This window comes from Microbulbifer sp. MI-G (assembly GCF_030440425.1).
GTDB classification, from domain to species: domain Bacteria; phylum Pseudomonadota; class Gammaproteobacteria; order Pseudomonadales; family Cellvibrionaceae; genus Microbulbifer; species Microbulbifer spongiae.
The window spans coordinates 944,382-956,523 of the sequence record NZ_CP098023.1; the positions used below are offsets into that span (position 1 = coordinate 944,382).

Annotated in this window: 14 protein-coding genes; 7 read left to right on the forward strand and 7 right to left on the reverse strand. The window is 55.4% G+C overall.

Annotated features, from left to right (window positions below; genetic code table 11):
* Nucleotides 1-192 precede the first annotated feature (192 nt).
* The 3 genes from M8T91_RS03800 (at nucleotide 193) to M8T91_RS03810 (ending at nucleotide 2,411) form a co-directional block, all read left to right on the forward strand.
* A protein-coding gene (locus M8T91_RS03800; protein ID WP_301416965.1) for an IS3 family transposase occupies nucleotides 193-1,355 on the forward strand; the annotation gives its coding sequence in 2 pieces (ribosomal slippage) (nucleotides 193-448 and nucleotides 448-1,355; 1,164 coding nt in all).
* 72 nt (nucleotides 1,356-1,427) lie between these two features.
* Nucleotides 1,428-1,808 carry a VOC family protein gene (locus tag M8T91_RS03805; protein WP_301416967.1) on the forward strand — a complete coding sequence of 127 codons (381 nt, stop codon included), beginning with the start codon at nucleotides 1,428-1,430 and terminating at the stop codon, nucleotides 1,806-1,808.
* A gap of 141 nt (nucleotides 1,809-1,949) precedes the next feature.
* Nucleotides 1,950-2,411, forward strand: a complete 462-nt coding sequence (locus tag M8T91_RS03810) for a YccF domain-containing protein (protein WP_301416969.1) — start codon at nucleotides 1,950-1,952, stop codon at nucleotides 2,409-2,411.
* Between the two features lie 300 nt (nucleotides 2,412-2,711).
* On the opposite strand, the gene M8T91_RS03815 is transcribed toward M8T91_RS03810, so the two are convergent.
* Nucleotides 2,712-2,969 (reverse strand): hypothetical protein, encoded by a 258-nt coding sequence (locus M8T91_RS03815; RefSeq protein WP_301416970.1) that lies wholly within the window; start codon nucleotides 2,967-2,969, stop codon nucleotides 2,712-2,714.
* A 640-nt stretch (nucleotides 2,970-3,609) separates the two neighbouring features.
* Nucleotides 3,610-4,200, reverse strand: a complete 591-nt coding sequence (locus M8T91_RS03820; RefSeq protein ID WP_301416972.1) for a GNAT family N-acetyltransferase — start codon at nucleotides 4,198-4,200, stop codon at nucleotides 3,610-3,612.
* A gap of 207 nt (nucleotides 4,201-4,407) precedes the next feature.
* Here M8T91_RS03820 and M8T91_RS03825 point away from each other — a divergent pair, with 207 nt between their 5' ends.
* Nucleotides 4,408-4,689 (forward strand): hypothetical protein, encoded by a 282-nt coding sequence (locus M8T91_RS03825; RefSeq protein WP_301416974.1) that lies wholly within the window; start codon nucleotides 4,408-4,410, stop codon nucleotides 4,687-4,689.
* Between the two features lie 169 nt (nucleotides 4,690-4,858).
* A complete protein-coding gene (locus M8T91_RS03830; RefSeq protein ID WP_301416975.1) occupies nucleotides 4,859-5,821 on the forward strand; it encodes an AraC family transcriptional regulator in 963 nt (320 codons plus the stop codon).
* Here M8T91_RS03830 and M8T91_RS03835 read toward each other — a convergent pair.
* From M8T91_RS03835 to M8T91_RS03855, 5 genes are all read right to left on the reverse strand, one after another.
* Nucleotides 5,818-6,102 (reverse strand): high-potential iron-sulfur protein, encoded by a 285-nt coding sequence (locus M8T91_RS03835; RefSeq protein WP_301416977.1) that lies wholly within the window; start codon nucleotides 6,100-6,102, stop codon nucleotides 5,818-5,820. The genes M8T91_RS03830 and M8T91_RS03835 overlap by 4 nt on opposite strands.
* Before the next feature lie 70 nt (nucleotides 6,103-6,172).
* Nucleotides 6,173-6,508: a hypothetical protein gene (locus M8T91_RS03840; protein ID WP_301416979.1), complete on the reverse strand. Its 336-nt coding sequence runs from the start codon at nucleotides 6,506-6,508 to the stop codon at nucleotides 6,173-6,175.
* Between the two features lie 186 nt (nucleotides 6,509-6,694).
* Nucleotides 6,695-8,140 carry a coniferyl aldehyde dehydrogenase gene (locus M8T91_RS03845; RefSeq protein ID WP_301416981.1) on the reverse strand — a complete coding sequence of 482 codons (1,446 nt, stop codon included), beginning with the start codon at nucleotides 8,138-8,140 and terminating at the stop codon, nucleotides 6,695-6,697.
* A 225-nt stretch (nucleotides 8,141-8,365) separates the two neighbouring features.
* Nucleotides 8,366-8,644, reverse strand: a complete 279-nt coding sequence (locus M8T91_RS03850; RefSeq protein ID WP_301416983.1) for a PepSY domain-containing protein — start codon at nucleotides 8,642-8,644, stop codon at nucleotides 8,366-8,368.
* 119 nt (nucleotides 8,645-8,763) lie between these two features.
* Nucleotides 8,764-9,195, reverse strand: a complete 432-nt coding sequence (locus M8T91_RS03855; protein WP_301416985.1) for a hypothetical protein — start codon at nucleotides 9,193-9,195, stop codon at nucleotides 8,764-8,766.
* 151 nt (nucleotides 9,196-9,346) lie between these two features.
* Between M8T91_RS03855 and M8T91_RS03860 the strand changes: the two genes are divergently transcribed.
* Together M8T91_RS03860 and M8T91_RS03865 are read left to right on the forward strand one after the other, a co-directional pair.
* Complete coding sequence (locus tag M8T91_RS03860) at nucleotides 9,347-10,378, forward strand: Fe(3+) ABC transporter substrate-binding protein (RefSeq protein ID WP_301416987.1); 1,032 nt, start codon at nucleotides 9,347-9,349, stop codon at nucleotides 10,376-10,378.
* Nucleotides 10,379-10,437: 59 nt separating this feature from the next.
* Nucleotides 10,438-12,135 (forward strand): ABC transporter permease, encoded by a 1,698-nt coding sequence (locus M8T91_RS03865; RefSeq protein ID WP_301416989.1) that lies wholly within the window; start codon nucleotides 10,438-10,440, stop codon nucleotides 12,133-12,135.
* The last annotated feature ends 7 nt before the right edge of the window (nucleotides 12,136-12,142 follow it).

Consider the following 12,142-nt stretch of genomic DNA (forward strand, 5'->3'; position numbering starts at 1 on the left):
AGTGCTCCAGAACATCGTACAACCAGCAATTGGGTATGGCATGATTCACCAATGGACTCTGGGCGTTGCGTCAGATCTGCATGCGGATTGCCTTATGTCTGACTTGTTGCCTAGGGCCTTCTTCTGTAGTGGTCTACTAAACCCGGACACCATTTTAGGTGGTAAAGTCGCCACCTGAGTTAGAGGTGTTCAATGAGTAGACAACGTCGTTCCTTCTCCCTGGAGTTCAAACTGGATGCTGCCCGCCTGGTCGTAGATCAAGGTTATTCAGTACCTGAGGCCGCCCGTTCATTGGATGTGGGTACCACCGCCATCCGCCGATGGGTGAAACAGCTTGAAGCTGAACGTAGCGGGAAGACACCTTCGAGCAAAGCATTTACCTCCGATCAACAAAAGATCCAAGCGCTTGAGGCCCGGATCAATCGCCTGGAACGGGAGAAAGAGATACTAAAAAAGGCTACCGCTCTCTTGATGTCCGACGAGATGAATCGTACGCGCTGATAGACCGATTAAGTGAGCAAGAGTCCGTCGAAGTGGTCTGCAAAGCGTTTGATGTACCTCGATCATGCTACTACGAGTACAAGAGCAGAAAAAATAGCATTGATGTATCGAGGGTTCAGCTTTGTGCCAGGGTCAATGAAGTCTTCAAGCGTAGCCGCAGTGCCGCTGGTAGCCGAACAATTGTGGGGATATTCAACAATCAGGGCATCACAATCGGGCGCTTCAAAGTGCGCAGGCTGATGCGCGAAGCTGGCCTGATCTGCAAGCAGCCGGGCTCTCACAATTACAAAAAGGCAACGGTTGAACGGCCAGATATACCGAATGAGCTTGATCGAGAGTTCAATGTGGAAATGCCAAATCAAGTCTGGTGTGGCGATATCACCTACATCTGGGCTAGCTCTCGCTGGTGCTACCTGGCTACGGTGATAGATCTGTACGCCCGCCGTACCGTCGGTTGGGCGATTTCAGAGCAGCCGGATGCGGCTCTCACGGTGAAAGCTCTGGAAATGGCCTGGGAGCAGCGAGGTAAGCCAAATGGTGTCATGGTCCACTCGGATCAAGGTAGCCAGTATGGGAGCCGTCTTTTCAGGCAGCGGCTATGGCGCTGCCGGATGAGACAGAGTATGAGTCGTCGTGGAAATTGCTGGGACAATGCTCCGATGGAAAGACTGTTCCGCAGCCTGAAAAGCGAATGGGTACCGTCTCTTGGCTACGCCTCCATCGCAGAGGCAAGCCGGGACATCAGTCACTATCTGATGACCTACTACAATTGGGAACGTCCCCATCAGCACAACGATGGTATACCACCCGCAAAGGCGGAAGAAAAACTTAACTTACTGTCCGGAAATAGTTGACCACTACAGTGGATAGCAAAATAGGTATAATTGGGAGCACAACTATCTCTTTTTTGTTTGAAGGAGGAAGATGTGAACCTCAACCAGGTCACTTTACCAGTGAAGGATATGGAATCAGCTTCAGAATTCTATCGAAAACTGGGATTCACACAAATTGTAGATACACCGCATTACGCGAGATTTGAATGTCCTGAAGGCGATTCAACCTTTTCTTTATCACTTATGGCTGAGAATTTTTCGAATGGTGCAGTAATTTACTTCGAAAATCGGGATCTCGATGAATGGGTTTCTGATCTAAAAGCAAAAGGTATAGAGTTCGAACAAGAATTGACTAACGAACCCTATTTATGGCGTGAAGCTATATTAAGAGACCCTTCCGGCAACAAGATCAAACTCTATTGGGCAGGAGAAAACCGCAAAAATCCACCTTGGCGCATCGAAAAACGTGCTTGATAGCGTCAAACTCTAAAAAGGGGCTCTCCTCTTGAGCCTGCAAAACGGTGAAAGTGAGAAGCTTTCGAGGTGATGATGAGTAAGATTATTCCCCGGGTGCCACTCTGGCACAATATACAATTGATTGAAAGAAGGTAACTAATGAGATTAATTGGAAATTTTTTATGGTTTATCCTTGGCGGATTAGTCATGGGTCTTGCATGGTGGGTTGCTGGAATCATCGCGTTTATTACGATTATAGGGATACCATGGGGAAAGGCCTGCTTCGTATTTGGTAAGTTCGCTTTTTTCCCTTTTGGAAGCGAGGCAATCAGTAGAAAAGAACTTACGGGGGAAGAAGATATTGGTACTGGGCCTTTAGGCATTATCGGCAATATCGTCTGGTTTGTTTTTGCAGGAGTATGGCTTGCGATAGGACATTTGATCTCTGCGCTGTTGAATTTTATGATCATTATTGGAATACCATTTGGCATCCAACACTTAAAACTCGCAGGATTTGCCCTTGCTCCAATTGGGAAAACAATTGTCTCTAAAGAAGTCGCCCAAGCAGCAAGAGTCGCGAATGCAGAGTCCACGATCAAGAATATTAGAAAAGGCACCTAGAGGGGGCGATTTCCCAGTTGTTGCTCGGAGTGCGGTATGGCAGGCTACTGAAGCGTCTCTGTCATTCTAATTGTCAAATCAAGTCTGCGGGCAGTTGAAAAACTGCTCGCGGACTTGAACTTACATACAGTACTAGACTTTATTGAAACCTCGAATCAAAACTCACCTTTGAATCAGTGATCAACCGAATTAAGTTTCAATCTTCTCTGTCAAGAACACATCGCGCTCAAAGGGCACTGGCGTTGTTGCCTGGGGCTGCACAGGCTTGCTGGATGCTCACCCTGACCCTCAGGGCCCCGTTTATTTATCGGGTCGCGGCTTGAATGGTCTGATAATGGCTGGGGGCTTTTCGATTGGCCCCTCCTCCAGCGCACAGGCTTCGTCCAGTGGGTAGGTTTCGTCCAACCATTGCAGGAATCGTACAGCCCGCATCACCTGGTTACCGCTACCGGGCGCAATATGCAGGTCTACGGCGTTCTCTTTGATGGCGACCAGCGTGAAGGTAAAATAATCCCCCAGTTCCACTGGCTGAAATAATCGACAGGGTAATATAGGCATTGTTATAGGCTCCTTGAGTCGCCTGTGACGGAAAGGTGCAGAAAAAGCACAGCGCTTTGTGCGGTTTCTCCCGCCGCAGGCGTAGTCCTTGTGGGAAAAAAGCAAAGGGAAATTTTTCGATTGGGTACGCAACCAGAGAGGCGGTGCGCGGCTGAAGTAAAAGACCACACCAATCATCACGCAACGCCACAGCACACTCCGCCGCCGGGGGCCGGAGTGACTCGGAAAATGCGCCTTCAGGGAGACCTTTATTGAAGACGAACGAGTGTATGGCGTATCATTCAAGACAGCCTCGCTAGATACCTTGTTTATCTATTGGGGTTAGCCATTCCTCGGTGTGTGCGCACCGGGGGTGGCGCTTACGCCTTGCTTACACGGTCATGGTGTAGTCCTTGTTTGGTTTTTGTGGTGATGCCCGCAAGCGCTGCGGTTACGGGGCGCTTCGCGGGTTGAGCATTGATCGTTGCGATATTTTTTTATTGTTGATTATTCTTTCACTGCGCCAGTGAAGCAGCTGGGTGCTATGGCAGCACACCTACCGTAATCCCATTTGGCAAGGAATTCAATCAAAGTGAAGCTTTAGGCGACACCGAATTCAGTGCCTCCCAATTGGCGAAGCTGTTTGCCGTGCACCAGGGCATCAGCTTTCCGTGCCCTGGATATCCAGGGCTTGTGTTGGTACCGGTATCTTGTAAATGACTTCATCCAGTGTGCGACCAGAGGCCGTAGTGACTATGGCTTCTTTGAAAATCCTTCCACCAAGGGACTCAGGGATTTTGCGACTGGGTATATTGGATCGATCAACCGGATAAATTGCATACTCAAATACAATGTTTTCCAGCGCCCAGCGAAAAAGACTGGAAACTGCGAGCCGGCCATACCCATTGCCATGGGCTGACTTTTTTACCCAAACCGCCAGTTCCGGTGTGCAACCATGCCCTCTAGCATGTAGCCCAACACAACCCATAAACGCCTCTTGAGTTGAAGTAATGGCTAACACAAGCTCCTGTTGATTGTTCATTCCCTCAGTGGAGCGCGCAATAAAGTCATGGATTTCTGAAATGTTTTTTGCCGGGCTGGGAATCATATAGCGAGTTATTTCTTCCGTGAACTCACGAAAAAGCGCCTCAGCAAATTTCTCGGAGACAGGAACCAACTGAACTGTATCCCCGGGAATCAATAGGTTCTGGAGGTCTATATTTTGATTATTTTTAAACTGGAATTGCTTCATCAATGTTCTCTGGAGGCTGCAAAGTCTTAACCTTTATCAAGTGATCAGCGCGGGCGCTATGATCCTGATTGCCACCCCCGAAAGCCAGTTTGCACCAGCGCTGCAAACTTTCCATGCCATCCGGATCATGACACAGACATGGTTCACTGCGGTAAATCCGATCATCCGGCGCAGCAGCTTACCCGGTCAGTGGATTCCCCCACAATTATGGCAGGACAGCTTCGCTTGCATGCAGTGGGCGTGGCGCGCTTGCGTTCGAGGCGAGGGGCCGCCGATGCCGCTATGGAATCCGGGGTCTCGCTGATCCCCTACTCCAGCTGCGCCGGGCACCCTCTCCCCGATACATTGTGGCAGGGAGCGCGGGCAGGTGGTGGCATCCTCTCACGATTGATTGCCTATTTCTATTGTGCCTGTGCCTGTCGCTTTGAAAGCATCGCTCCGGGAACAGATAAGTTGAACTGTACATATAACGAGGTGTCGATCACATAGGGTCAAAACAGTAGTTGGACGTGAGTTGTACTGATTGTGTGGTTTTGCAGATTACTGCACAGTGATTGCCCAATCCTGCAGAGACCGGTCACGGTTGCCTAAAACTCCATATACTGGCCGCCTTCCAATTTGATGTTGCCCGGTGGGTTACGGGCGTAAAGGGGAATCCATGGGTACAGAACACAGGATAAAAGCGGTATCTAACGGCAGAGACCTGGAATTCACACGCCAGAAGCTGGTCCAGACCCTGCTGCGGGAGGTTCCCGAGCAGGGGATGGTCGATACCGACCTGGATGGCCTGGCCCTCTTTCGCTGCAATGCGCCTGTGACCTGTACTTTCTCGGTCTATACGCCATCGCTCAAATTCATTATCCAGGGCAATAAAATCCTCGAGCTTGGGGACCGGGAAATTGCCTATAGGCCGTTGAGTTACGTGGCCACTTCGGTACACCTGCCCATACTGGGACGGGTGGAGAGAGCCTCGACGGATACCCCCTTTCTCGGCATCAAGCTGGTGATCGATCCCCAGGAAGTGGCGGATCTGGTATTAGAGCTGGGGGATAAAGCCCCAATGGCCGGGGGCTACGACTGCCCGGAGGTAAGCTGCGGGCTCTGTGTCACGCAGATGGACCTGGGCATGCTGGAAGCGGTGAAGCGGCTGGTACAACTGCTGGAAACGCCGGCAGATGCCCCCATACTGGCGCCGTTGGCTCGCCGGGAAATTCTTTATCGCGCCCTGATGGGTGACATCGGCGCACGCATGCGCAAATTTGCCATGACAGACAGCCAGGCAAACCGCGTATCGCGGGTGATCGAGTTGCTCAAAGACCGGTTCTGTGAGCCGCTGCGCATCAGCGAGCTTGCGGAGCGGGCCAATATGAGCGAATCCTCCCTGTATCACAGCTTTAAACAGATCACCCGTATGTCGCCTCTGCAATTTCAAAAGAAACTGCGCCTGCACGAGGCGCGCCGCCTGATGCTCGCGGAGGGATTGGAGGCGGCCTCTGCCAGCTACCGTGTGGGTTACGAGAGTCCATCGCACTTTAGCCGTGAGTACAGCCGAATGTTTGGTTTGCCACCGCGCGCTGACGTCAGTAAATTGCGCGGCGAACAGCGGGGTGTGCCGGCCTAGCCTTGTGTGGCGCCGCCCTGCTTGAGCACGAACAGGCTGCACCAGCCCTCCGGGCTGATATCTCCCTCTACCACAATACAGGCATTGGGCGGCTCGAATAACTGGCAGTCTACGCACTTCTGGCCGTTATTGGGTGTGTCCTGGTAGTTGACCGCCGCCTTCTTTGCCTTGACTTGTGCCCTTGCCCGGTCTGTTGCGATCAGGGCAACAGGCAGTATTGCCAGAGAACAGCCGGTCAGTTTGAGGAATACTCTACGGGAACGATCGTGCTGCTTGTTCATTGGGGCAGAATCCATAAAGTATGGAAAAAGTCTTCTGCCCTTCAGAGTAGCCGGGCTGGCGAGATTTGCTTCAATTGGGAATGCTTCGCATTCCTGCCGGTCGATCGGCAATAATCCTTCCGCTGTCGGGGTCCACTTCCAGGGCTCTCAGCTTCCCGTGATAAACGGCCTGCATCTTCCAGCGCCCTCCCACAAACCGCACGCGGGTCACTGGGCGAAAACCGAGGTAGTGCAGCTTGGCTATGATCGCGGGGAGCGCCAGTGCTATCACGGAAGGCTCGGCTCCGTACAAATCGGGGCTGTCATAGATGGGGGCCGGCTTTCTGGGGTTCAGCCCCGGCGGAATGGGATTGGTCAGGTTACTGGCGAGCAGGATGGTGGCGATAAAACCCATGCGTGGCTCCACAGGATGCCTCCGCTGGGAAACCCGGTTGCGGGGGCATGAAATCGGGTACTCTCTCCAGTGTGGGCGGGGCCTGGTCACAGTGCCAGTGATTGCCCGGCCGGTCTTTTTGAAATGCCGGTTTTGGCGAGTGTATCCGCGCAATCCCGGCAGCATAAAAGCCCGGCAAGGGGATTGCCGGGCGTGGGCCTAACGGGTCAGTTTCAGCATCAGACGCAAGAGTGCATCGGAGCGTTTGCCGTAGGGGGGCTGCAGGAATTTCAGCAGGTTGACCGGGCCCTGGTGGTAGACCGGTCGCAGTTTGGAAAAGGTCAAAAATCCCTCGTAACCGTGGTAGTGCCCCATACCACTTTCCCCCACACCGCCGAAAGGCATATCGTGCTGGCCAACATGTAACACACAATTATTGATCGATACGCCCCCGGACATGATTTTTTCGATATACAACTTCTGCAGGTTTTTATCCTGGGTATAGGGGTAGATGGCCAGTGGGCGGGGGCGCTCATTGATATAGCTGATGACCTCCTCCGGGTGGGAGTAGGGAATGATCGGCAGGAGCGGGCCGAAGATTTCACGCTGCATGACCAGCATATCACTGTGGACATCCACCAGCAGATGCGGGGGAAACCTGCGCTGGTGGCTATCGCGATCCAATTGGCCTGCACTCAGGTCGAAAACCTTTGCCCCCTTCTCCCTGGCGTCGTCCAGGGTGTTCCACAGGCGCTGGTGGGAGGCCGGATCAATAATGGAGGTGTAGTCGGGGCTTTGCCAGTCCGGAAAGCGTTTATTGGCCAGGCGCTGGGCATGTTCAATAAAGGGCTCCAGTGAGTTCTCCGGCAGGAACAGGTAGTCTACGGTGAGACAGATTTGCCCTGCGTTCATCAATTTCCAATAAACCAGCCGTTCTGCCGCCTTTTCAATGGGATAGTCTGGCGCGATGATCGCAGGGGATTTGCCACCAAGCTCCAGGGTGACGGGGGTGAGGTTTTCCGCTGCCGAGCGCATCACGGCGCGGCCGGTGGCACTGGAACCGGTAAAAATCAGGTGATCGAAGTCGAGGCTGGAAAACAGCGGACCGGTATCGCCACTGTCGGGAATAAAAACCAGCTTGTCCTCGGCAAAGTACTGGCTACTCACCGCTTTGAGCAGTTCCGCCAGGTGGCCCGAGTTGGTGGACATTTTCACCATCGCCCGGTTGCCCGCTGCGAAGATATTGGTCAGTGGCGAGAAACTCAGGTTTGCCGGGAAATTCCACGGCACTATCACACCCACCACACCCAACGGCTGGGGGATAACCGTATTTTTTGACAGGGGGTAGGCTTTCAAGTCGGTATGGCGCCGGCGGGGCTTCATCCATTTTTTCAGGCTGCCGATGGTTTCCTTAATGCCCGCGAGTGTGGGATAGATTTCAAACAGCAGCGTCTCTTCACGGGAGCGATTGCCGTAATCGGCGCAGATGGCTTCGATAATGGGCTCCTGCTGCTCGCGCAGCATACGCGCCAGTGCCTTCAAGTCTTTTACCCGCTGGGGGTAGTCGGGTACGGGGTCGGCGTTATAGGCCCGGCGCTGCTGCTCGAGCTGGTTTTGCAGCAGCGCTTTATCCGCTGCCGGTCGGGTGAGGGTCTGGGTGGTCATCTTGTTGTCCTTGGGCGTTAACCGTTGCCCAGAGTAAACGAATTTTTCGCCAAGAGATTGACAAATCGTGTCATCGCGCAGGCCGCTTGTGCATTTTTGCGCTTGTTGCCACGATTGCCCGGGACAGGTCCCCCGGTTTCGGGGCCTGGGCACAAGAGACAATGACCTTACCAGCTTGTGATAGGGAGGGATAGCAGCCGATCCCCTGGGATCGGTTGCGGGGGTTCAGTCGTTATCGTCACCGTGCAGGGGTTTGTCGGAAAGAATTTCCGCGGAGTTGGGGTCCACCTCCAAGCCGTGCTTCTCGTCCCCCTTGTAGGCCTCTACCTTCCAGTGACCCTGCTCCAGGTCGACTTCGACAATGGGGGTATAGCCCTGCTGCTCGAGTTTGGTCAGTATCGTGGACAGCGCCATGGCGCCGGGAGGGGGCTTCTCGCTGGCAATGGCCGGGTGTAGGGCTGTGGCGGCGACTGCGGCCAGCATCAGCTTGCTCAAGGCCTTCATGATCACAATACCTCACTGTATTAACAGGCGATCACTGTTTTCCCGATGGTTAAACAGCCACCCCGAACGAATTGGTCTGCGCCGGCCTGCCATTTGGTGCCGGCCTGTGTCGCCTGGCCTTAAGGCGCCTCTGTCCCATTGGCGGACAGGCGTTTTTGGATCGCCTCACACCACGCAGTGCTGCCGGGCACGGTTCCGTCCAGGTTTGCGCCGGTCAGTGTTGTCACTGCCTCGAACCACTCACTGCTGCCTACAGGGGGCAGGCCGGAAGGATACAATTGTGCCAGGTCACCATTCTGCCGGCTGGCCAACTGGGCCTGCACCCAGGCGAACCACTCGGGCGTACAGAAGCTGGCACTGCCATTGTCCGCTGCAGCGTCTGCGGCACGGGCGTTTTCTGACCCCGGTGCAATGGGATGCTGCATCTCGTCGGCGGCAGTTTCACCGGCGGCGGGTGCCGCCACCGGCTCCGAGGCAATGTGGCGATCGCACTGACGGCCGCAGCCACCAAGGGCAAGTATCAGCGCGAATAGGGGAACCCAGCGGGGCATGGCACCTCTGTAAATGACCGCCTCGCAATTAAGCATAGGTGGGATTTTGCGACTTCGCGCGGTGGGCGCTTGATGGGAAGCTTTGGGTTGACAGGGTTGCCGCTTTAAATGAGAATACTTCTCAATTAAATCATTCGTAAATGGAAGCGCCATGTTTTTCAGAGTCCTGTTACAAAAATGCGTGGTTATCACTGGCCTGCTCGGCACCATCGGCGCCAGTGCCGCTGAGCAGGTGAATATCTATTCCTACCGCCAGCCCTTCCTGATAGAACCGATACTGGCAGAGTTCAGCAACAAAACCGGCATCGAGACCAGGGTGGTGTACGCCAGCAAAGGGCTCAACGAGCGCTTGCAGCGGGAGGGGCGCAACAGCCCCGCGGACCTGGTGCTGACCTCCAACACCAGCAGCCTGATGGACCTGCTCAACAAGCAGCTGACTCAGCCGGTAAAGAGCGACGTGCTGCAGCAAAATATCCCGGCACAGTTTCGCGATGCGGCGGGCAACTGGTTTGGCCTCACCACCCGCGCGCGCCTGATTTACGCTTCCAGGGACCGGGTCAAACCCGGCGAGATCACCCGCTACGAAGAGTTGGTGGAACCCAGGTGGAAAGGCCGTATCTGTACCCGCAGCGGCAAGCACCCCTATACCCTGTCTTTGATCGCGTCCATGATTGCCCACCACGGTGAGGCGGAAACCAAAGCGTGGCTCAAGGGGGTAAAGGCCAACCTGGCGCGCAAGCCCCAGGGCAATGACCGGACCCAGGTGAAGGCCATCAGTGAAGGTGTGTGTGACCTGTCTCTGGGCAACAGTTATTACTTCGGAAAAATGATCACCAACCGGGAGCAGCCCGAGCAAGTGGCGTGGGCCAAATCCGTTAACCTGGTGTTCCCGAACCAGGCCGACCGCGGTACCCATATGTTTATCTCCGGTGCGGCACTGACCAAACACGCACCCAATCGCGACAATGCCATCAAGCTGCTGGAATTTCTCAGTGGCGCCGAAGCCCAGTACGCTTACGCCGAGAAGAACTTTGAATTCCCGGTGCGCCCGCAAACGCCGCGCTCCGAGCTGATCAATAGGTATATGGGAGAGTTCAAGGAGGACAACCTGAGCCTGACCGAAATCGGGGCTCATGTACCGGCTGCGTCGCGGCTGGTAGACGAAGTGGGTTTCGACTTCTAGCGTTTTACTGACCGGCAAAGCGCGGTCCCGCCGGGGAGGTGTGGGCCGCGTTTTTTACCATGACTGTGACTGCCTTAGCCCCCCGTGCAAATCTATCCGGCCTGCGCTGGTTTTTCCTGGTTGCCGGTATTGCCATCCTGGTAGCACTGCCGGTGCTGTCCATTTTCTGGCTGGCCCTGTTCCCCGAGGAAAACATCTGGCCACACCTGCTGGACACCGTGTTGTGGCACTATGTGTCCACAACGCTGCTGCTGGCTTTTGGGGTGGCTGTGCTCACATTGGTGGCGGGGGTGGGCAGTGCCTGGCTGGTATCCATGTGCCGGTTTCCCGCACGGCGTTTTTTTGAGTGGGCACTGCTGTTGCCTTTTGCGGTGCCCGCCTATGTGATCGCCTATGTGTATACCGACCTGCTGGAGTACGCCGGGCCGGTACAAAAGGCCCTGCGCGGCTGGTTTGGCTGGCAGAGTGCGAGGGAGTACTGGTTCCCGGAGATCCGCAGTCTGGGCGGTGCTGTTGCCATGCTGTCGCTGGTGTTTTATCCCTACGTGTATATGCTGGCGCGCGCTGCGTTCCTGGAACAGTGCGGCAGTATCCGCGCCGCCAGCCGCTCCCTGGGGTGTTCGCCCTGGCAAAGTTTCCTGCGCGTTTCCCTGCCCATGGCGCGCCCCGCCATTGCGGTGGGTTTGTCCCTGGTATTGATGGAAACCCTGAACGATTTCGGCACCGTGGACTTTTTTGCGGTGCGTACCCTCAGCGTTGGTATTTACGATACCTGGCTGAGCCGTGGCAACCTGGGCGGAGCGGCGCAGATTGCCTGCAGCACCCTACTGTTTGTGGTTTTACTGATTGCGCTGGAGCGTATCGGGCGCGCGCGGCAGCGGCACTTTGTACAATCGCCAACAGCCAACCGCGACCGCTACCGGCTGGCTGGATGGCGCAGCCTGGCTGCGGTGTTTTTTTGTGGGATACTGCTGCTGGGGGGCTTCGTGATACCGCTGGTGGTTCTGGCAGGCTATGCCCTGGGGAACCTCTCCGGCTACTGGACTGATGCGTTTGTTGAGATAGCCCGCAACAGCCTGTTGCTGTCTGCCGCGGCCGCGCTGCTGTCGGTGCTGCTGGGCCTTTTACTGGCCTATGGCAAGCGCTTGCAACCGCGCAGGCCGGTGCGATTGTTGGTGGGCTTTTCCAAGCTGGGCTATGCCCTGCCGGGGGCCGTGATGGCGATTGGGGTGTTGATTCCCCTGGCAGGGTTCGACAACGCCGTGGATGCCCTGCTGCGGGAGCAATTCGGTATTTCCGTGGGGCTCTTGCTCAGTGGCAGTGTGTTCGCCATTATTTTCGCCTATACCGTGCGCTTCCTGGCGGTTTCCACCGGGGCGATTGAAACCAGCCTGGAAAAAGTGACCCCCTCCATGGACCGGGCCGCGCGCGCGCTGGGGCGCAACAGCTGGCAGACCCTGTGGGCGGTCCATCTCCCCTTGGTGCGCGCCGGACTGCTGACCGGTGGACTGGTGGTGTTTGTGGACTGTATGAAGGAGTTGCCGGCTACGCTGCTGTTGCGCCCGTTTGGTTTTGATACGCTCGCCACCTACGTGTACCAGTTTGCCGCCGACGAGATGCTGGAGCGCTCGGCACTGGGCGCCCTGCTGATTGTGCTGGTGGGTTTGATCCCGGTTGTTTTGCTCAGCCGCGCCATCGGCTGGCGGCGAGGGGATGGCGTTGCTGAACTGATCGAATCGGAGGCCCCGGCCATTTAGCACAAAA

What these genes read in the sequence shown, in the direction of transcription:
- M8T91_RS03810 (WP_301416969.1), top strand. Translation starts at nt 1,950, where the DNA reads ATGAGATTAATTGGAAATTTTTTATGGTTTATCCTTGGCGGATTAGTC.
- M8T91_RS03815 (WP_301416970.1), bottom strand. Translation starts at nt 2,969, where the DNA reads ATGCCTATATTACCCTGTCGATTATTTCAGCCAGTGGAACTGGGGGAT.
- M8T91_RS03820 (WP_301416972.1), bottom strand. Translation starts at nt 4,200, where the DNA reads ATGAAGCAATTCCAGTTTAAAAATAATCAAAATATAGACCTCCAGAAC.
- M8T91_RS03825 (WP_301416974.1), top strand. Translation starts at nt 4,408, where the DNA reads ATGGCAGGACAGCTTCGCTTGCATGCAGTGGGCGTGGCGCGCTTGCGT.
- M8T91_RS03830 (WP_301416975.1), top strand. Translation starts at nt 4,859, where the DNA reads ATGGGTACAGAACACAGGATAAAAGCGGTATCTAACGGCAGAGACCTG.
- M8T91_RS03835 (WP_301416977.1), bottom strand. Translation starts at nt 6,102, where the DNA reads ATGAACAAGCAGCACGATCGTTCCCGTAGAGTATTCCTCAAACTGACC.
- M8T91_RS03845 (WP_301416981.1), bottom strand. Translation starts at nt 8,140, where the DNA reads ATGACCACCCAGACCCTCACCCGACCGGCAGCGGATAAAGCGCTGCTG.
- M8T91_RS03850 (WP_301416983.1), bottom strand. Translation starts at nt 8,644, where the DNA reads ATGAAGGCCTTGAGCAAGCTGATGCTGGCCGCAGTCGCCGCCACAGCC.
- M8T91_RS03855 (WP_301416985.1), bottom strand. Translation starts at nt 9,195, where the DNA reads ATGCCCCGCTGGGTTCCCCTATTCGCGCTGATACTTGCCCTTGGTGGC.
- M8T91_RS03860 (WP_301416987.1), top strand. Translation starts at nt 9,347, where the DNA reads ATGTTTTTCAGAGTCCTGTTACAAAAATGCGTGGTTATCACTGGCCTG.
- M8T91_RS03865 (WP_301416989.1), top strand. Translation starts at nt 10,438, where the DNA reads ATGACTGTGACTGCCTTAGCCCCCCGTGCAAATCTATCCGGCCTGCGC.